Here is a 19,258-nt window from a genome sequence, read left to right as displayed (position 1 = left end):
AGCATGGATTTTTGGGTCTCGTCCAGATTCACTTCCGACGCGCCGAACGGACGCCCGAAATCGCGCAGAGGTCGCGCAGCACCTTGGCGAGCTTGGACGCATCGGACAGTTCCAGCGTGAAGCTCATCCAGGCCGTGTCGCCACCACCGGCCTTGGGCTTCACGGCGCCCGGCTTCATGGACTGCGTGTTCACGGCGACGACGTTCATCTTCTCTTTCGCGAACACTTCCAGCACGTCGCGCAGCAGGCCCTGGCGGTCGCCGGCTTCGACGAGCACGTCGACGGGATAGACCGGCGCGTTTTTTCCCGATCCACCCGCGCCCTCCCCACCTCCCCACTCCACCGCGATGACGCGTTCGGGCGAGCGGCGCTTCATCTCGGCGAGGTTGCTGCAATCGCTGCGATGGATGGCCACGCCCTTGCCGCGGGTGACGAAGCCCTCGATGGCATCCGGTGGCGCGGGCCGGCAGCAGCGCGACAGCGTCGTCAGCAGCGAGTCGATGCCCACCACCAGCACGCCGCCCCGGTTGCCGCTGGCACTGCGCGTATGCCGCTGCGCCAGCAACTCGTTCTCGTCGGGCACCGGTTCGGGCGGGCGCAGCAGCAGCTCGATATTGCGCAGCGAGTATTCGTCCTTGCCGACGACTTCGAACAGCGCGTCTGCACCCTTGAAACCCAGGCGCGCGGCCAGTTCGTCGAGCTTGAGGGCCGTCTTGCCTTCGCGCTGCAAGAGCTTCTCGACCAGCTCGCGCCCCTTGGCGATGGTCTGGGTCTGCTGCAAGGCATTGAACCAGGCGCGCACCTTGGCGCGCGAGCGCTGGCTCTGCAGATAGCCGAGTTCGGGGTTGAGCCAGTCCAGCGACGGCCCGCCCTCCTTGGTCGCGATGATCTCCACGGTCTGGCCGCTGTGCAGCGGCGTGTTCAGCGGCAGCATCTGGCCGTCGATGCGCGCGCCGCGGCAGCGGTGCCCGAGGTCGGTGTGCACCGAGTAGGCGAAGTCCACCGGCGTGGCGCCCGCCGTCAGCTCGACGATGGTGGCCTGGGGCGTGAAGACATAGATGCGGTCATCGAAGCTGGGCGCACCCTCGGCATGGGTCGCGTCGCGCTCCCACGCCAGCAGCTGGTTCAGCACCGCCTTGCGGGCCCGCGCCACCTGTTCCTCGAACTCCCCGGCCGCACTGACACCGGCATAGCCACGCGCACCGGCCTCCTTGTAGGCCCAGTGCGCCGCCACGCCATGCTCGGCATGCTCGTGCATCTCGCGGGTGCGGATCTGCACTTCCATGGCCTTGCCGTCGGCGCCGAGCACGACGGTGTGCAGGGACTGGTAGCCGTTGGCCTTGGGCTTGGCGATGTAGTCGTCGAACTCGCCGGGCACCGGCGTGTAGACCTCGTGCAGACGGGCCAGGGCCGCATAGCAGTCGGCCACGCTGGCGACGATGACACGCAGGGCCCGCAGGTCGAAGACGCGGTCCAGGGACAGATCCTTGCCCTGCATCTTCTTGTGGATGCTGTACAGATGCTTGGGCCGGCCCTGCACCTCGGCGGCAATACCCTGGCCGTAGAGGTCGGCCTGCAGGGCCGCGCGCGCGGCCTCGACGCGCTGTTCGCGCTCGACGCGGGTCTCGTGCAGCCCCTTGGCCAGGGCCTTGTAGGCCTCGGGCTCGCGAAAACGGAAGGCCAGGTCCTCCAGCTCCCACTTGATCTGCCAGATGCCCAGCCGGTTGGCCAGCGGCGCGAACACCGCCTGCGATTCGGCCGCCAGCTCCGGCGGGCAAGGCTGCTTGCTGGCGGCATACCAGCGCAGCGTCTGCAGCCGCGAGGCCAGCCGCAGCATGACGACACGCAGGTCGCGCGAGAAGGCCAGCAGCATCTTGCGCACACGCTCGGTCTGCTCGGCGCGGATGTCGGCACGGCGGTCGGTCTGCACCTTGGCGTCGCGTGCGGCGCGCTGCAATTGCACCAGGCGGCGCGTATGCGTGACCAGGCTGGCATAGCTGTCGCCGAAGGCCTTGGCGACGACCTCCTCGGGCTTGCTGAGGAAATCCGCCGCATAGACCAGATAGGCCGCGGCCTGCAGCTCCTGGGCGCTGCCCACGGCATGCAGGATGGCGGCGACGCCGTCGGCATGCGACAGCGCGTTCTCTCCCGTGTCCAGCAGCTCGCCGGCCAGCAGGGGCTCGGCAAACGCGCGGGCCCGCACCACCTCGGCATTGGAATGTTCCGCGCCCGCGTCCAGCAGGGCGACGATGGGCGCCGTGGCGGCGCCCTCGGGCATCAAGCCGGTCTTCATGAACTGAGGAAGTCCCTCACGATGGCGATCTGGTCAGCGTGAATCAGGGTGGGGGCGTGGCCGACGCCGGGCAGCTCGACCAGGCGGGCGCTCGGGCCGCGCTGGGTCATGGCACGTGCGGTCTCGGCGGTCAGCAGGTCGGACTCGGCACCACGGATCAGCAGCGTCGGGCAGCGCAGCTGATCATAGGCAGCCCACAGCGCGGCCTCGCCGGCGGCCACGAGCTCGGGCGTCACGGCCGAGAAAGACAGCGCGATGGAAGGGTCGTAATGCAGCTTCCAGTCGCTGCCGTCCTGGCGGAACAGCGGCTCGGACAGTTGTAGCCACTCTTCGTCGGTGTGCGGGCCAAAGCCCTCGGAGATGCTGCGCAGATAGGCCGCGCCCTCCTCCACCGATTTGAAGCGCGCCGGCTTGCCCAGATAGGCACCGATGCGCTGCAGGGCCTCCAGGCGGATGGCCGGGCCGACGTCGTTCAGCACCAGGCGGCGGATGGGGCTGGCGACACCGTCAGGGCGGTGCAGCGAAGCCAGGCCCAGGCCGATCAACCCGCCCATGGAGGTGCCGACCCAGTCCACCTGCTCCACATCCAGGCGCGCCAGCAGGGCCATCATGTCCGAGACATAGCTCGGGATCTGGTAGCCGGCCGGCGAGCGCAGCCAGTCCGAATGGCCGCGGCCGACGACATCGGGGCAGATGACGCGGTAGCGGTCGCCCATGGCGCGGGCCAGGGCGTCGAAATCCCGACCCTGTCGCGACAGGCCGTGCACGCAGACGAGCACGGGAGCGTCCGGGCTGGGGCCGGCCCATTCCCAGTAAGCCATGCGGTGCAGGCCGGTGCTGTCTAGGCAATTGACGAAGCGCAGTTGAGGCTGGGTCATGATGCAATCCTTTGAAACGATCGTAGCAACCCAGAAGGACCCTCCATGTTGAAAGGCAAGACCGCCCTCGTCACGGGCTCGACCAGCGGCATCGGTCTCGGTGTCGCCCTCTCCCTGGCCCGTGAAGGCGCCAACATCATCCTGAACGGCTTCGGCGATGTCGAAGGCCCCAAGGCCGAAGTGGCGGCCCTGGGCGTCAAGGTCGGCTACCACGGTGCCGACATGAGCAAGCCGGGCGACATCGCCGCCATGGTGGCGTACGCCGATGCCGAGTTCGGCGGCATCGACGTCCTGGTCAACAACGCCGGCATCCAGCATGTGGCGCCGGTGCAGGACTTCCCGGTCGAGAAGTGGGACGCCATCATCGCCATCAACCTGACCTCGGCCTTCCACACCACCCGGCTGGCCCTGCCCGGCATGCTGAAGAAGAGCTGGGGCCGCATCATCAACATCGCGTCCACCCACGGCCTGGTGGCGTCGGCGCAGAAGTCGGCCTATGTGGCGGCCAAGCACGGCCTGGTGGGCTTCACCAAGAGCATTGCGCTGGAAACGGCCACGAGTGGCGTCACGGTCAACGCCATCTGCCCGGGCTGGGTGCTGACGCCGCTGGTGCAGAAGCAGGTCGACGCGCTGGCCGCCAAGGACGGCGTCGACAACGACGAGGCCAAGCGCCGCCTGCTGGCCGAGAAGCAGCCCTCGCTGCAATTCACGACGCCGGACGAGCTGGGCGCCCTCGCCGTCTTCCTGTGCTCGGACGCTGCGATCAACGTCCGCGGCCAGGCCTGGGCGATGGACGGCGGCTGGACCGCGGTTTGACTATTTGTTGAGCTGAACGCTGCCGCTGACATTCACCGTCACGGTCGCCTTGCCCGCCTCGGTCGGCAGGGCTTCGTCGCCGCCCGCGGCCTTCATGCGCATCAAGCCCATGACCGGCCGCGGCCCGGCCTCTTCGCTGTTGATGCTGACCTCGCCGACCACGTAGCTGCCATAGCCGAACTGCCTGGCGTAGTCGGACGCCTTGGCGCGGTAGCGCGAGATCGCCTGGGCGGTGATGTCACCCTCGGCCTTCTCGCGAGCCTCGCGCGACAGGCTGTAGCCGACGCGGGCGATGCCCAGGGTCGTGATGCGGCCGGTCAGCTGCGCGATGGTCGCGGTGTCGCGCCCTTCCACCAGCAGCTCGGCGCTGCCCTGCCAACCGTTGAGCTTGCCGGTCCGCGGGTCGTTGCGCGGATACAGAGAGAAGCTGCCCGTCTGCACGTCCACCTGGCCCGGCTTGGCCACCTTGCGCGCTTCGGCCAGGGCCGCGTCCAGGGCCTGCTTCAGGCCCGATTGCACGCTGGCGGCGTCCGCCCCCTCGCGCGTCGTCGAGAAGGCGACGCCCAGCACGTCACGCGTCACCTCGGCGCTGGCGCTGGCCGACAGGCTGAGCCGCTCGCGCGGCGGCCCATCGTTGGCCGCATGGGCCGACAAGCTCAGAGCCAAGGTGGAGAGGGCGAGGACTGCGCGCATGGGGAACTCTCTTTGCAAGGAGGGAAAGCCCAGATTACCCCGGGTGTTTGGCAACGAGCTGTAACTGCTGCCTGATGTCCTACACGGCGGGGTTTCAAAACCTGCTCACAATGCCGCTGTTACAAATTCAGGAACCGCGATGAACAGCAGCGCGACACCCCGTCCCAATCGAATCCTCGTCGTCGACGACGACGCCCGCATCCGCGACCTTCTGCGCCGCTATCTGACCCAGGAAGGCTTTGAAGTGCTGCTGGCCGAAGACAGCCGCGCGCTGAACAAGCAGCTGACCCGCGAGACCGTCGATCTCATCGTGCTGGACCTGATGCTGCCCGGCGAGGACGGCCTGACCATCTGCCGCCGCCTGCGCGCCGCCAACGACCAGACGCCCATCATCATGCTGACCGCCAAGGTCGAGGACGTGGACCGCATCGTCGGCCTGGAGGTCGGCGCCGACGACTATCTGGCCAAGCCCTTCAACCCGCGCGAACTGCTGGCCCGCATCAACGCCGTGCTGCGCCGCCGCCCGCCGCCGGAAGCCCCGGGCGCGCCGAGCAAGGAACCGATGACGGTGACCTTCGGCCCCTTCGAGTTCGACCTGGCCCTGCGCCGCCTGACCAAGAACGGCGAGCAGCTGCCGCTGACGACGGGCGAGTTCTCCATGCTCAAGACCCTGGTGCGCCACCCGCGCCAGCCGCTGTCCCGCGACAAGCTGGCCCAGTTGGCGCGTGGCCGCGAGTTCGAGCCCTTCGACCGCAGCCTGGACGTGCAGATCTCGCGCCTGCGCAAGATGCTGGAGGCCGACCCGGCCCAACCGCGCTACATCCAGACCGTCTGGGGCGTCGGATACGTCTTTGTGCCTGACGAGAACACCTAACGGTGAGCCCCTCGCCCAACCTTGACTTGCTGAACGCAGTCAAGCCTGGTCGGTCCCCCGAGGGGACGGCGATACTTGCCGGCTCGACCGGCAAGTACATCGCCAAACGGGCCGGCTAGGGGCGGCCCGGCGCTCGGCCCCAACACCATTCAACAGATTGATGGCCCGGCCTCATCTCGCACTCAATCTTTTCTGGCGCACCTTCGCCTGGCTGGCCCTGCTGCTGGCCGGCGCGGTGCTGGCTTGGCAGTACACCTTCAAGCTGCTGGAGGCCCAGCCGCGCGCGCTGGAGTCGGCCGAGCAATTGGCCGGCCTGGTCAAGCTCAGCCGCATCGCGCTGGAGCACACCGACCCCATCAACCGCGTCGCCGTCATCAGCTCGATGTCGCGCGGCGACACGGTGCAGGTGCGGGTGGCCGAGACCAGCGACCGCTGGCTGCCCTATGACACCAGCCCCTTCGCCAAGCAGCTCGCCGCCGAGTTGCGCAGCACGCTGGGCCAGGACACGGTCGTCGCGCGCAGCGTCAACGACGTGTCGGGCCTGTGGGTGCGCTATGTCGTCGGCGAGGATGCCTTCTGGCTGAGGACCAGCGCCACGCCGCTGTCCATCTCGCTGGCCAGCAACTGGTGGTGGGTGGTCATCGCGCTGCTGGCCACCGTGGTCGGCTCGGCCCTGATCGCCCGTCTCATCAACCAGCCGCTGCGCGAGCTGGCCGAGGCCGCCGGCCGCATCCGCGAGGGTGAGTACGACTCGCGCCTGGACGAAAACACCATGACCAGCGAGATCCGCGAGGTCAACATGGGCTTCAACCGCATGGCCCGCGAGCTGGCCAAGCTGGAGGAAGACCGCGCCGTCATGCTGGCCGGCATCTCCCACGACCTGCGCACGCCGCTGGCACGGCTGCGGCTGGAGACGGAGATGAGCGTCAATGACGAGCAGGCGCGTCACTTCATGGCCCAGGACATCGACCAGCTCGACGCCATCATCAGCAAGTTCATGGACTACGCGCGGCCCAACGAGACCCAGCTGCGCGAGGCCAGGCTCACCGACATCGTCGAACGCGAGGTGCAGGGCTTCCGCGACCCCGACCAGATCCGCTTCCGCGTGCAGGTGAGCGAGGCCCTCAAGGTCTTCGTCGACGACACCGAGCTCGGCCGCGTGCTGCTCAATCTGTTCGAGAACGCGCGCCGCTACGGCCACGCCGAAGGCGAGCCGGCCCGCGTGGACGTCAGCGCCTCGCGCCAGGGCTCCTGGGTCGAGGTGAAGGTGCGCGACCACGGCCCCGGCGTGCCGCCCGACCGCCTGCAGCGCCTCACCGTGCCCTTCTACCGGGGCGACGCCGCCCGTACGGCCGCCAGCGGCGCCGGCCTGGGCCTGGCCATCGTCGAGAAGTCGGTGCAGCGGCTGGGCGGCACGCTGTCCATCAGCAACGCCCAGGGCGGCGGCCTCATCACGGTGCTCAAGCTGCAGGCCGCCTGAGGGAATCGGGGCCACAGGCCGCAACGCCGAGCTGGCCGGCGTCGGCGTGCGCCGCCCCCTCAGTGCGCGGCGGCGGGCGCCTCGCCCAGGGATTGCGCCAGCTGCCTCTCCAGCTCCTGCTCGACGCTGATGACGGCGTTCAAGGTGAGATGGTAGGAATGCAGGGCCTTGAGCAGGTCCACCGGGTCGCCACGACCGAACTCGGCATCCACGGTGGCGTCGGTCAGCCGCGAGAACGATGCGATCGAGCTGAAGGTGGTCTGGATGGACTGCTGCGCATCCCGCTGGGACGTGTAGGCCTCGGAAAGCCGGCGCAGGTCCTTGACCGGCATGTGGATGAGGGCCTGGTCGGCCAGGGCCGTGTCCCAGGCATCGCGGCGCAGGCCCGGCATGGAGACGCTGATGCGCAGCTTCCCGGTCAGCAGCGTGTACAGGGCCGCCGGCTTGGCCTGGCCCTGCTCGATCAGCTTCTTGACCTCGGCGTAGACCCCGTTCAACTGCTCCATCGACTCGCGGTTCTGCTTCAGGGTCTGGCGCGACTCGGCCAGGTTGGTCCGCAGCTCGACCTCCACCTGCTCGATGGTCTGACGCGCCAGCTTGTGGTGGTGCAAGGCCTCGAAGCCGGCTTCCAGCCCCAGGGCGGTCAGGATGCCCAGCACGATCATCACGTAGTGGATGCCGAGTTCCTTCAGGTTGGTCGGGGCGTGGGTCGGCGGTTCAACATGCATGGCGACGCGGGCTGCAGAGTCAGAGGGCGCGCGATGTTAGCGACTCCGCCGCCGCGAAGCGCGCGCCCTGCCGCGGACGCTCAGAGCTGGCCTGCGCCGATCTTCTGCAGGGTCGAGATGGACGGCGTGAAGAAGTATTCCCCGCCGGTCGTCGTCACGAAATGCTGGACCTGGATATTGGGCTTGGCGGGATCGAGCTGGAAGGGACCGCTGGCGCTCTGGGCAATGATGGGGTCTTCACCGGGCTGGCCCCCGTTGGCGTTGGGCGGGAAGCTGGGGTTGTTGACCCAGGCGCTCTGCACGAACTCGAACTGGTCCTCGATGCTGCGCTGGTAGCACTGGAAGACCAGGCCACGCGGATCGCCGGCCAGCCCGCCGACCTTGGCGCCGAAGGATCCGCCGAAGGGGATGCCGCGGCGCAGCAGCCGGTGGGTCTGGGTGTCGGACTCGCTGTTGGCCTTGCCCGCGGGCGTCTCCTCGTCGCGCGGATAGGCCTTGCGGATGTGGGAAGCCATCGGGCAGACGGCGCCCAGCGGGTCATCCCCGAACTCGAAGTTGTTGTTGAGGGCATCGCTGTCGGCGACGCCGGGCTGGAAAGCTTCGGGGTCGGTCGGCGAGACGCGGAAAGGCGCCGGCTGGTAGTCACGCTTCTCCAGCGGGCAGCCGCTCTTGTAGCGGCCGACCAGCTTGGCACCCATCAGATGCGGGTGCAGGCCGTTCTGAGCCGCCAGCGTCACGACGTGATTCTGGAAGGCCGGCACGTCCTGTGCGAGCCGGCGGAAGACGAGGTAGGAGCCGTTTTCCGTCCAGACCGGGCCCGACGTGCTGGGCGCGCCGGGCTCGGGATTCATGCCGTCTTCGCCGGGCCCCCGGGCCACCGGGATCTGGGTCGGGTATCCGAGCACGAACTCGCCGGGGTGCAGCAGATCCTGACCCGGGTGGCCCTGGTCGGGGTTGGCCACGGGATCGTCGGGAAAGTTGATGCCGCGGATGCCCGGCTGGGAGACGCCGTCCTTGAAGCCGAAATGCTCATGGCCGGCCTGGCCCGGCAAGTCCATGCGCGTGCGCCCCTCGACGACCAGCAGGCTGTCGACGCCCGCAATGAAGGCCGCCGTCGCGCGGATATTGGCCAGGCGCAGCTTGAGGCGGGCCTCCGAATCGGCGGCGACGCACATCAGGGCGTGTACGCCCCCCGGTGCGTTGAAGGGTGCGATCCAGTGCGCGGGGTCGCTGCTGCCCGTGTCGTTGAGCAGCGTCTTGCGCCTTGCCATGCCATCACGGAAGGCCGGCGGGAAGCTCGCCAGATCGGCGGCCGCGAGGCCCAGGGCCGTCATGCCGGCGAAGGAGATCGACAGATTGGTCCATTCCGCCTCGATGAAGCGCTCGGGCTCCTTGCCTTCGGCCTTCAAGGCCTTGAACTGGGCGTTGAACTTGAGCACGTTCTCGCTGCTGGACACCGCGATGCCGAACTCGTTGGCCTCGTCGGCGATCTCCTGGATCCAGGCGCGCGCCGCCGCGGGATGCTTGAACCTCAGGACGACGAAGTCCTGGAAATCCTTGTTGAAGGATCCGATGACATTGCCCTGGATGTCATCGAGCTTGAGTGTGGCCATGGCTGCTCCCCGGTTGGATGGAGCGCCGCGCGCTCCAGGGGCGGATATTTGCCGAGGGCCCCGGCCGGGTCATCCCAAATTCTGCGGAGCCCGGCCGACGACGCTCCAGGCTTCAGGCCAGGGCGCAAAGCAGGCAGACGGCCCTCGCCTCGATGGCCCGGCCCTCGCCCACCGGCCCCATCTTCTCGGCCGTCTTGGCCTTCACATTGATCTGGCCGACGTCCACGCCCAGCACCTCGGCCAGCCGGGCGCGCATGGCGCCGACGTGCGGCGCCATCTTGGGCGCCTGGGCAATGATGGTGGTGTCCAGGTTGACGAGCTGCCAGCCCGCCTCGCGCACGCGCCGGTAGGCCTCGGCCAGCAGCACCATGGAATCGGCGCCCTTGAACTCGACGGCGGTGTCGGGAAAGAGCTTGCCGATGTCGCCCAGGGCCGCGGCACCGAGCAGCGCATCGGTGATGGCATGGGCCAGCGCGTCGGCATCCGAATGGCCGAGCAGGCCATGGCTGTGCGGGATGGTGACGCCGCCGAGGATCAGCGGGCGGCCGGTGACGAGCTGGTGGGTGTCCCAGCCTTCGCCGATACGCAAGGAGGTCAAGGCAGTCGGGATGGTCATGCAGGGATTGTCGGGGAGACAGGCGGGCGGCCGCGCGCTACGCTGCGCGCGACTTCAGGGAGAGGAATGAGATTCGGCGTCCGTCTGTTGCCGGTGCTGCTGGCGCTGCTCTGTGGCTCGGCCCGGGCTCAGCAATTGCAATTGCTGGTCTTTCCCAACCCCGGCCTCTTCGACGTGGCCCCTGACGGCACGGTCGGCGGACCCGGCGCCGAGTTGCTGGCCAAGCTGGGCCGGGTGGGCGCGCTGCAGCTGAGCATCCAGGCCCTGCCCATCCCGCGCGCGCTGGCCACCGCCGCCTCCACGCCCAACGCCTGCCTGGTGGGCCTGTCGCGCACGCCGGAACGCGAAGCGGGCTACCTCTGGGCCGGCCCGCTGGCCAGCGGCGCCCTGGTCATCTACGCCCGCGCCGACGAGACCGCAAGCCTGCAGAGCCCGCTGGACCTGCGCGGCCACGGCGTCGTCGTGCAGCGCGAATCCGCAGCGGCCACCTGGCTGCGCGAGCAGAACATTGCCGCCCAGGAAACCAACAACTCGGTGGCGGCCCTGCGCATGCTGCAGGCGCGCCGCGCCGATTTCTGGTTCTCCAACGAACTGGTCGCCGAGCCCGTGATCCGCGCCGAGGGCGGCGTGCCGGTCAAGGCCCAGCTGACGCTGCGCCGCGTCGACGCCTACGTGGCCTGCCACCTCGCCACGCCTTCGGCGTCGGTCGAGAAACTGCACCAGACCATCCAGAAGCTGCGCCGCCAGGGCGAGCTGGCGGAGTTCGGCCTGCGCTGACGCTGCTATGGTGCGGGCCGCCATGAAACGCCTGCTCCTCCCGTTCCTCGTCTTGCTGCTGATCGCCGGCTCCGCGCTGGCCGCCGAACCGCCTCCGGGACAACGTCCCAAGATCGGCCTGGTCCTGTCCGGCGGCGGTGCCCGCGGCCTGGCCCATATCGGCGTGCTGCGCGTGCTGGAAGAGATGCAGATTCCCGTGGACCTCATCGTCGGCACCAGCATGGGCGCCGTCGTCGGCGGGGCCTATGCCTCGGGGCGCAGCGTCGACGAGCTGGAAACCCTGGTGAAGAACGCCAACTGGAACGCCATCCTGGCCGACCGGCCGGCACGCGAGCGCCTGTCCATCCGTCGCCGCGAGGACGACGAACGCCTGCCCTCGCGCATCGAGTTCGGCTACACGCCGCAGCGTGGCGCCCTGCTGCCCGGCGGCGCCGCCGCCAACGGCCAGCTGGAGGCGACGCTGTCCTCGCTGATCCCGGCCACGCGCGCCGACGACCCGCTGCGCCGCCTGCCCATCCCCTTCCGCGCCGTCGCAACGGACCTGCTGTCCGGCGCCATGCTGGACCAGGCCGACACGCCCCTCTTCGAGGCCCTGCGCGCCTCCATGGCCGTGCCCGGCGTGTTCGCGCCGCTGCGCGTCAACGGCCGCCCGCTGGTGGACGGCGGCCTGGTGCGCAACCTGCCCATCGACCTGGCCCGCCAGCTCGGCGCCGACATCGTCATCGCCGTCAATGTCGGCACGCCGCTGCTGGAAGACCGCGAGATCACCAGTGCCGTCATGGTGGCCAACCAGATGCTGCAGATCCTGACCGAGCAGAACGTGCAGCGCTCGCTGCGCGAGCTGCAGCCCCAGGACATCGTCATCGACCCCGACCTCCCCGGCATGGGCTTCATGGACTTCTACCGCGCCGACGAGGCCATGGCCACGGGCCGGCGCGCCGCCCTGGCCGCCGGTTCGCGCCTGGCCGCCCTCGCCTCGCCCGCCGCCCAGGCCGCCCTGCAGGCCAAACGCCTCGGTACGCCCGAGTCCGCCCTGTCCGCCCTGCCCCTGGCCGAGCTGAAGATCAGCGGCACCCAGCGCGTCAATGTCGAGGCCCTGCGTGCCGAGCTGGCCCTGCAGCCGGGCGAGGCCGTCGGCCGCCCCGAGCTGACGCGCGCCGTCGAACGCCTGGACGGCACAGGTGATTTCGAGCGCATCGAGACCGAGATCGACGACCGCGACGGGCGTCGCTTCGTCGAGTTCAAGCTCACCGAGGCCGACTGGGCCGCCAGCCGCGTGCGCTTCGGCCTGGAGCTCTACAGCAACTTCGCCGACGCCAATCGCTACTCCCTGGTCGGCATGCATGTCGCCAACTGGCTCAACCGCTGGGGGGCCGAGCTGCGCACCGTCGCCCGCATCGGCTCGACCCGCGGCCTCAACACCGAGTTCTATCAACCGCTGGGCCCCGGCTCCAGCTGGTTTGCCGCGGCCAAGGCCGGCTTCGAGGCCGGCAGCAACGACGTCTTCAATCAGGGCCAGCGCGCGCTGCGCCTGTCCAGCAGCCTGGCCAACGCCCAGCTTGAACTGGGTCACCGCATCGCCGGCCTGGGCGACCTGCGCTTCGGTGTCGGCCGCCTGCGGGCCGCGGACGAAGTCATCCTGCCGGCGCCGCCCGGCGGCGGCCGACGCTCCCAGCTCTACAGCCAGCAATACCTGGAACTGCACACCGACACGCTGGACTCCCTCGCCTTCCCCAGCCGCGGCCAGTGGACGACGGCCCGCATCGAATGGCTGCACCCGCGCGGCGAAGACAGCGTCATCAATGCCTCGCTGATCGGCCTGTCGGCCTTCCGCCTGGGCGAATGGGCCGGCCAGCTCTATGGCGAGGCGGCCCACGCGGAGCGCGGCCAGGCACGCTCGCTGGGCGGCTATCTGCGCCTGTCCGGTACGCCCGATGCGTCGCTGGTGGGAGAGAACATGACCCTGCTGCGCGTCGTCATGGCGCGGCGCATCGGCGAGATGCCGGTGGGCCTGGGCCATGCGGTGCGCATCGGCTTCTCGCTGGAGACGGGGGCCATCGGTGCGGGCTCCGGGCTCAAGCTGTCCAACCTCCCCAGCAGCGGCTGGAAGCAGGCCGTCAGCGGCTTCCTCAGCGTGGACACGCGCTTCGGTCCCTTCTTCCTGGCCCTGGGCGCAACGCGTGGCGGCGAGACCGCCGCCTACCTGCTGCTCGGCCCGACGTGGTGAATTGGCATTCAAGCCACGGCTTCTTTGGTCGATAAGTCCGGCGAGAGTCCCTGCAGCATGCAGGCTGGCCCCCATCGGGCATTCAGGAGAAGAACCATGATGACCGCGTCGTTGAAGAAGACCGCCCACGTCCGTGGCCTGCTGGCCCTGGGCACCCTCGTGCTGCTGGGAGGTACCGGCATGCGCGCGGTGCAGGCCGCCGACAACGCGACCGCCTCGGCGACCGCCGTCGTGCTGCAGCCCATCGCGGTGGCCAAGTCGGCCGACCTGGTGTTCGGCAACGTGGTCGCCGGCAACGGCGACGTGACGGTGGCCACCGACGGCACCCGCACCAAGAGCGGCACGACCGCCCTGCCCACCGGCGTCACGGCCAACGCGGCGCGCTTCGACGTGACCGGCTCCGGCAACAACACCTTCTCCATCGACTACACCGGCAGCGACACCGTGCTGACCGACGCCAGCCTGAACACCATGGCCGTCGACTGGATCACCGAGGCCGTCGCCACCGCCTCACCCACCGGCAAGACCGACCCGACCACCGATGCCGCGACCGGCACCCTGGCCTCGGGCGCCGCCTACATCTACGTGGGCGGCAAATTGACCGTCGGTGCAGCCCAGGCAGCCGGCAGCTACACCGGCGTCGTCAAGGTCACCGTCGCCTACAACTGAAGGCGGCTGTCATCCTCGCAGCCATGACGCGCGCCTCCTGCGCCCTGTGCGCGGCCGCTGGCCTGCTGTGCGCCTTCACGCCCCTGGCCCCCGCCCTCGCGGCGACGGCCTCGGCCCAGGCCAGCGCCACCGTCGTCGTGCCGGTCACGGTCACAGCCTGGCTGGGCGTGCCCATCAATGTGCAGGACCTGCTGCGGGCCCAGGACGCGCCCGCCGGCCCCGCCACCGGTGCCCTGGTGCCCCGCATCGTCAGCCCGACCACGCCTGCCGCGCTGCGCGCCCTGCCGCAGTGGATCACGGCCGCCGTGGAGTCGCGCCAGGCCTTCGGCATGGAGATCGTCGCCGCCGCCGGCTCGGCCCTGCTGCCAAGTGGACCGGCGGCGGCCATCTCCTTCGGTGCGGCAGGCAGTGATGGCGACGACGAGCCGCCCCTGGTCATCACCATCGCCTTCAATTGACATGAAGCGCTGCCTGCCCTGGGCCCTGTTGCTGGCCTGCGCGGCCGCGCAGGCGCAGACGCTGGTCAACAACGGCGCCCTGTCCTTCGGCGCCTTCACGGCCGGCAGCGGCGGCAGCATCACCGTCGCACCCGGCGGTGGGCGCATCAAGACGGGCAGCGTCATCCTCGTCAACCAGGCCGGCACGGCCAGCGCCGCGCAGTTCACCATCAGCGGCACGCCGAACGCCGTGTTCGTCATCTCCCTGCCCATCGACGGCAGTACCTTCCTGACGGATGGCGGCAGCGGCAGCATGGCCTTGAACAGCTTCACCAGCAGCCCGTCGGCGACGGGCGTGCTGTCCGGCGGCGGCACCCAGACCATCAATGTCGGTGCCACGCTCAGCGTCGGCAACCTGCAGGGCACGGGCGCCTACAGCGGCGCCTTCCAGGTCACGGTCAACTACCAGTAGCGAATTGCCCCGCGATTGCGGTGCTTTTGCGGGCTTTGCGGCCCTCAAGTCCTGGCGACCATGCCGGCATGCGTGCAACACCCAAGCTTTTCCTGCTGGCGGCCCTCGGGCTGCTGCTGTCGCGCGCCGCCTTCGCGGACCTGATGCTGTTCCCGACCCGCATCGTCTTCGACAAGCAGCAGCGCGCCGCCCAGGTCGAGCTGATGAACCAGGGCAAGACGCCCGAGACCTACCGCATCAACCTCGTCAACCGCCGCATGGGCCCGAACGGCGAGTTCATCGCCATCGAGCAGCCCGGCCCGGGCGAGCAGTTCGCCGATGCCATGCTGCGCTACTCGCCGCGCCAGGTCACCATCCCGCCCGGCGGCTCGCAGACCGTGCGCATCCTGCTGCGCAAGCCCGAGGACCTCGCCGCGGGTGAGTACCGCTCCCATCTGCAGTTCGACCGCGTCGCCGAAGCCAGCGGCGCCAGCAGCGTCGAGGACGTCGCCAAGCGCGGCGTACAGGACGTCGGCGTCAGCATCCAGGCCCTGGTCGGCGCCTCCATCCCCGTCATCGTGCGCCAGGGCGACACCTCCGCGAGGCTCGACCTGTCCGACCTCGCCGTGCAGCCGCCGGCCGCAGGCGGCCCCGGCCTGCTGTCCTTCCAGATGAAGCGCGACGGCAACCGCTCGGTCTATGGCGACCTGCTCGCCACCTTCACGACCACGGCCGGCGTGACCTTCGAGGTCGCGCGCGCCGGCGGTGTCGCCGTCTATGTGCCCAATGCCAGCCGGCGCGTGCAGTTGCCGCTGCAGCTGCCCTCCGGCAACGCCCTGCCCGCCGGCACCCTGAAGCTGGCCTTCCGCGAGCGGCCCGAGTCCGGCGGCAAGCTGCTGGCCGAGACCGCCCTCGTCCTCCCCTGACGGGCCGGCGCCCGCGCGCCATGGCCCGCCGCGCCCTCCTCCACCTCGCCCTCGCAGCCCTGGCCGCATGGCCACGGCTCGCCACGGCCGGGCCGGACGACGCGCCCACGCCGCTGCGCCAGCTGGAAGTCCAGGTCGACGGCCGCAAGCTGGCCGAGCCGGTGGACGTCTTCCAGACCGACTACCAGGTGCTGCTGCCGCTGTCCGCCGTGTCGCGCATGCTCGGCCTGGACGTGCGCGTGCAGTCCGCCACCGGTCGCGCCGCCGGCACCCTGCCCGGCTCGGGCGAGCCCTTCTGCCTGGACCTCGTCGAGTCCAGCATGCGCATCGGCGAGCGCCGCCTGAGCTTCGAGCCCCGCCTGGCCCAGGCCATCGGCAGCGATATCTATGTGTCGACCCAGCTGCTGGCCCGCTGGCTCAACCTCGAGCTGGCCGTCGACCTGCCGCACTGGCAGCTGCGCCTGCGCGCGCGCGATGCCGTCGCCACCAAGGCAGCGCCGCCGTCGCCGCCGCGCGGGCCGGCCCGCATCGACGAGAACAACCTGCTCGTGCTCGAGGTGATGCTGGACGGCCAGGTCATCTCGGACAGCTTCTCCGCCTACCAGGACGGCACCCAGACCCTGCTGCCGCTGGGCGAGCTGTCGCGCCTGCTGACCCTGTCCATCCAGGTGCGCCCCGACCGCGGCAGTGCCGAGGGCCGCCTGCCGCGCGACCGCGCCTTCGCCCTCAACCTGCCCGAAGCCCTGGTCAGCGTGGGGGGCCGCGAACTCAACTTCGAACCGCGCCTGGCCGGTGTCGTCGGTGACGACATCTATGTGTCGCGCCAGCTGCTGACGCGCTGGCTGCCCCTGGACCTGCAGCTGGATCTGTCCACCCTCAAGCTCAAGGTCGTGCCGAGCGAGAAGCTGCCGCTGCAGGAAAGGCTGGAACGCGAGCGTCTGGCCGCCAACCTGGCCGGCATGCAGGCCGCCGAGCGGCCCAACTACCCCTACGCACCGTCCACGCCGGGCCTCATCGGCGTGCCTTCCATCGACCAATCCCTGGGCGCCGATGCCCGCTTCGGCAAGCACTCGCGCCAGTACAAGGGCGCCTACACGGCCTATCTGACCAGCGACCTGCTCGGCATGGAGGGCTCGGCCTACGTGCTGAAGACCCAGGGCAAGGCCACGCCCGACCTGCGCGTGACCCTGGCCCGCAACGACCCCGACGCCGGCCTGCTCGGCCCCATGAAGGCACGCTCGGTGGCCCTGGGCAACCTGGCTCTGCCCAGCGTGCGCAACGTCATGCAGGGCAGCGCCAAGGGCAATGGCGTGGCCGTCAGCAACCGGCCGCTGGACCAGCCCAACAGCTTCGACCGCCACAGCCTGCGCGGCGACCTGCCGCCGGGCTGGGACGTGACCCTGTACTACAACGACCAGTTGCTGGGCTACCAGTCCTCGCGCGCCGACGGCCAGTACGCCTTTGACGACCTGCCGCTGTCCTTCGGCCCCAACGAGTTCCGCCTCGTCTTCCACGGCCCGCTGGGCCAGCTGCGCGTCGAGAAGCAGAGCTTTCTGCTCGACCAGGCCAGCGTGAAACCCGGCGAGGTCTTCTACACCCTAGCCTCGCAGATCGCCGACGACGGCTCGGTGCGCAGCGTGGCCCAGGCCGACATCGGCTTGGGGCAGAAGCTGACCGGCAAGCTCGGCCTGGTGCGCCGGCCGCGCATCGTCGGCGGCGTTGCGACCGAATCGCTGGACTACGGCCAGCTCGGCCTGCTCGCCTATCTCGACGCCATGATCCTCAGCGGCCAGCTGACCGGCATGAAGGGCGGCGCCCTGGGCGAGGTCGGCCTGAAGACGCGCCTCGGCGGCTTCGCCCTGGACGCCCTGCATACCCAGCGCCAGGGCGGCTTCGTCAACGACCAGTTCAGCGTGCGCCGGCGCGACGAGCTGAAGCTGCAGGGCGGCGTCAAGCTCGGTAGCCTGCCGCGGCTGATGCTGGACATCACGGCCCTGCGCAACACCATGGACTACGGCGGCAACGACCTGCAGCTGGGCCTGCGCACCTCGCTGATGCTGTGGGGCACGGCCCTGTCCAACAGCCTGCGCTGGCAGCACAGCGGCGACCAGACGACGACCGACGGCGCGCTGCAGATCAGCCGCCGCGTCGCCGACATCGGGCTGAACGCCCAGTTCAATTACCGGCTGCAGCCCGGCAGCAGCCTGCAGGCCGTGGCCATCAGTGCCGACCGCAACCTGGCCGATGGCTACCAGCTCAGCGCCGGCCTGCTGCGCAGCATGGACTCGGGCCTGACCCTGGTGTCGGCCGGCCTGGCCAAGAACCTCGGCAGCTTCGGCCTGGCCCTGAGCGCGAGCTATTCCAGCCAGCGCGAGCTGGCCCTGGGCCTGCAGCTCTTCGTCGCGCTGGACCGCGACCCGCGCAGCGGCCGCTGGCAGTTCGACGGCCAGCCCCTGGCCGGCACCGGCGCCGTGTCGGCCCGCGCCTTCGTCGACCGCAACATGAACGGCATCCGCGACCCCGGCGAGGAGTTCGTGCCCAATGCCGGCTTCATCCTCAACGGCGGCGGCCGCCACCCACGCCTGACCGATGCCGGGGGCCTGGCCTTGCTGAACCGCCTGGCCCCGGGCCGCTATGCCGACATCGCGCTGGACCCCGCCACGCTGGAAGACCCCCAGTGGAAACCGCTGACACCCGGCGTGCGCGTATTGCCGCGCCCGGGCCGCGTGGAACAGCTCGAGTTCCCCGTCATCGTCACCTCCGAGGTCGAGGGCACCATCTACCTCGTCGAGGCCAAGGGCAGGAAGCGCGGCATCGGCGATGCGCAGGTCGAGCTGGTCAATGCCAAGGGCGAGGTGGTCGCGACGACGACGAGTTCCGCCGACGGCTACTACCTCTTCCACCAGGTCACGCCGGGCGCGCTGCGCCTGCGCATCGCGCCCGAACAGGCCGCCAAGCTCAAGCTCAAGGGGGCGCTGGAGCGGGTCCTGGACGTGCCGGCCAACGGCGACTTCCTCAGCGGCGAGGACCTCGAGCTCAGGCTTTAGGGTCTGTTAGCGCTGGGCAATGGACCCATTGCCGTAGCGCTAACAGACCCTCAGCCAGCGCTCGGCCAGCTCGAAATCCTCGGGCCAGGTCACCTTGAAGTTGGCCATCGAGGCCCGCACCAGCCGGGGCGCAAGGCCGAGGGCTTCCACGGCGCTGGCTTCGTCCGTGGCCGCGGCACCCATGGCGGTCAACGCTTTCTCGACCAGCCCGAGGCGGAACATCTGCGGCGTCTGCGCGGCCCATTTGTCGCGGCGGTCGATGGTGGCGGTGACGCGGCCTGCAGCGTCACCGGCCTTCAAGGTGTCGGCAATAGGCTGGGCCAGCAGGCCACCGACGGTGTCGGGCAGGCAGGCATCGATCAGGGCGTCAACCCAGGCCGGCTGCAGCAGGCAGCGGGCGGCGTCATGCACCAGCACCCAATCGTCGTCGCTGGCGCCACGGCGGCGCAATTCGGCCAGACCGCCCAGCACGCTCTCGGCGCGGCTGGCGCCACCGACGCGGGCGATCCAACCGGCATGGCGCGGCAAGGCGGCTTCGAAGCGGTCGTCCGCGGGCGACAGCACGACCAGCGTCTGCACGATGCGCGGCACGGCGGCCAGCGCCGCCAGGGTGTGGGCCAGCATGGGCTGGCCGGCGATCTCGACATATTGCTTCGGCATGCCGGCACCGGAACGCTCGCCGATACCGGCGGCGGGCACCAGGGCGAAGCAGCGTGGGGAGGAGACAGTCATC

The 19,258-nt window shown here is 69.9% G+C and carries 17 protein-coding genes; 10 read left to right on the top strand and 7 right to left on the bottom strand.

The window, feature by feature from the left end; genetic code table 11:
• Window positions 1-28 precede the first annotated feature (28 nt).
• Window positions 29-2,293, bottom strand: coding sequence for a RelA/SpoT family protein (locus AC3WOE_RS00755; RefSeq protein WP_492687589.1), 2,265 nt, complete (start codon window positions 2,291-2,293; stop codon window positions 29-31).
• Window positions 2,290-3,171 carry an alpha/beta fold hydrolase gene (locus AC3WOE_RS00750; protein ID WP_492687588.1) on the bottom strand — a complete coding sequence of 294 codons (882 nt, stop codon included), beginning with the start codon at window positions 3,169-3,171 and terminating at the stop codon, window positions 2,290-2,292. The genes AC3WOE_RS00755 and AC3WOE_RS00750 overlap by 4 nt, the downstream gene beginning before the upstream one ends.
• Window positions 3,172-3,216: 45 nt before the next feature.
• On the opposite strand from AC3WOE_RS00750, the gene AC3WOE_RS00745 reads away from it, so the two are divergent.
• Entirely contained in the window at window positions 3,217-3,987 is a 771-nt protein-coding gene (locus AC3WOE_RS00745; RefSeq protein WP_492687587.1) for a 3-hydroxybutyrate dehydrogenase, read from the top strand.
• Here AC3WOE_RS00745 and AC3WOE_RS00740 read toward each other — a convergent pair whose 3' ends face one another.
• Window positions 3,988-4,680 carry an SIMPL domain-containing protein gene (locus tag AC3WOE_RS00740; protein WP_492687586.1) on the bottom strand — a complete coding sequence of 231 codons (693 nt, stop codon included), beginning with the start codon at window positions 4,678-4,680 and terminating at the stop codon, window positions 3,988-3,990.
• A 139-nt stretch (window positions 4,681-4,819) separates the two neighbouring features.
• Here AC3WOE_RS00740 and ompR point away from each other — a divergent pair, with 139 nt between their 5' ends.
• Together ompR and AC3WOE_RS00730 are read left to right on the top strand one after the other, a co-directional pair.
• Window positions 4,820-5,554: an osmolarity response regulator transcription factor OmpR gene (gene ompR / locus AC3WOE_RS00735; protein ID WP_492687585.1), complete on the top strand. Its 735-nt coding sequence runs from the start codon at window positions 4,820-4,822 to the stop codon at window positions 5,552-5,554.
• Window positions 5,555-5,714: 160 nt separating this feature from the next.
• The gene (locus tag AC3WOE_RS00730) at window positions 5,715-7,034 is read left to right on the top strand and encodes an ATP-binding protein (RefSeq protein WP_492687584.1); all 1,320 of its coding nucleotides are present in this window, start codon (window positions 5,715-5,717) and stop codon (window positions 7,032-7,034) included.
• A gap of 59 nt (window positions 7,035-7,093) precedes the next feature.
• Here the strand turns inward: AC3WOE_RS00730 and AC3WOE_RS00725 are convergent, their stop codons facing one another.
• The 3 genes from AC3WOE_RS00725 to ispF form a co-directional block, all read right to left on the bottom strand.
• Window positions 7,094-7,762, bottom strand: a complete 669-nt coding sequence (locus tag AC3WOE_RS00725; protein ID WP_492687583.1) for a hypothetical protein — start codon at window positions 7,760-7,762, stop codon at window positions 7,094-7,096.
• An 80-nt stretch (window positions 7,763-7,842) separates the two neighbouring features.
• Complete coding sequence (locus AC3WOE_RS00720) at window positions 7,843-9,375, bottom strand: Dyp-type peroxidase (RefSeq protein ID WP_492687582.1); 1,533 nt, start codon at window positions 9,373-9,375, stop codon at window positions 7,843-7,845.
• 112 nt (window positions 9,376-9,487) lie between these two features.
• The gene (gene ispF / locus AC3WOE_RS00715; RefSeq protein WP_492687581.1) at window positions 9,488-9,991 is read right to left on the bottom strand and encodes a 2-C-methyl-D-erythritol 2,4-cyclodiphosphate synthase; all 504 of its coding nucleotides are present in this window, start codon (window positions 9,989-9,991) and stop codon (window positions 9,488-9,490) included.
• 66 nt (window positions 9,992-10,057) lie between these two features.
• Here ispF and AC3WOE_RS00710 point away from each other — a divergent pair, with 66 nt between their 5' ends.
• The 7 genes from AC3WOE_RS00710 to AC3WOE_RS00680 all read left to right on the top strand — a co-directional run bounded on the left by AC3WOE_RS00710 (window position 10,058) and on the right by AC3WOE_RS00680 (window position 18,525).
• Window positions 10,058-10,768 carry a substrate-binding periplasmic protein gene (locus AC3WOE_RS00710; RefSeq protein ID WP_492687580.1) on the top strand — a complete coding sequence of 237 codons (711 nt, stop codon included), beginning with the start codon at window positions 10,058-10,060 and terminating at the stop codon, window positions 10,766-10,768.
• 22 nt (window positions 10,769-10,790) lie between these two features.
• Window positions 10,791-12,995 carry a patatin-like phospholipase family protein gene (locus AC3WOE_RS00705; protein ID WP_492687579.1) on the top strand — a complete coding sequence of 735 codons (2,205 nt, stop codon included), beginning with the start codon at window positions 10,791-10,793 and terminating at the stop codon, window positions 12,993-12,995.
• Window positions 12,996-13,091: 96 nt separating this feature from the next.
• The gene (locus AC3WOE_RS00700) at window positions 13,092-13,664 is read left to right on the top strand and encodes a DUF4402 domain-containing protein (protein WP_492687578.1); all 573 of its coding nucleotides are present in this window, start codon (window positions 13,092-13,094) and stop codon (window positions 13,662-13,664) included.
• A gap of 23 nt (window positions 13,665-13,687) precedes the next feature.
• A complete protein-coding gene (locus AC3WOE_RS00695) occupies window positions 13,688-14,122 on the top strand; it encodes a hypothetical protein (RefSeq protein ID WP_492687577.1) in 435 nt (144 codons plus the stop codon).
• A gap of 1 nt (window position 14,123) precedes the next feature.
• Window positions 14,124-14,573 carry a DUF4402 domain-containing protein gene (locus AC3WOE_RS00690; RefSeq protein ID WP_492687576.1) on the top strand — a complete coding sequence of 150 codons (450 nt, stop codon included), beginning with the start codon at window positions 14,124-14,126 and terminating at the stop codon, window positions 14,571-14,573.
• Window positions 14,574-14,641: 68 nt separating this feature from the next.
• Complete coding sequence (locus tag AC3WOE_RS00685; RefSeq protein ID WP_492687575.1) at window positions 14,642-15,478, top strand: fimbrial biogenesis chaperone; 837 nt, start codon at window positions 14,642-14,644, stop codon at window positions 15,476-15,478.
• 20 nt (window positions 15,479-15,498) lie between these two features.
• A complete protein-coding gene (locus AC3WOE_RS00680) occupies window positions 15,499-18,525 on the top strand; it encodes an MSCRAMM family protein (protein ID WP_492687574.1) in 3,027 nt (1,008 codons plus the stop codon).
• 39 nt (window positions 18,526-18,564) lie between these two features.
• On the opposite strand, the gene ispD is transcribed toward AC3WOE_RS00680, so the two are convergent.
• Complete coding sequence (ispD, locus tag AC3WOE_RS00675) at window positions 18,565-19,257, bottom strand: 2-C-methyl-D-erythritol 4-phosphate cytidylyltransferase (RefSeq protein WP_492687573.1); 693 nt, start codon at window positions 19,255-19,257, stop codon at window positions 18,565-18,567.
• Window position 19,258 lies beyond the last annotated feature (1 nt).

Source organism: Roseateles sp. FW305-36, assembly GCF_058787015.1.
Note: the sequence above shows the minus strand (reverse complement) of the source record. Positions and strands in the feature narration are given on the sequence as shown.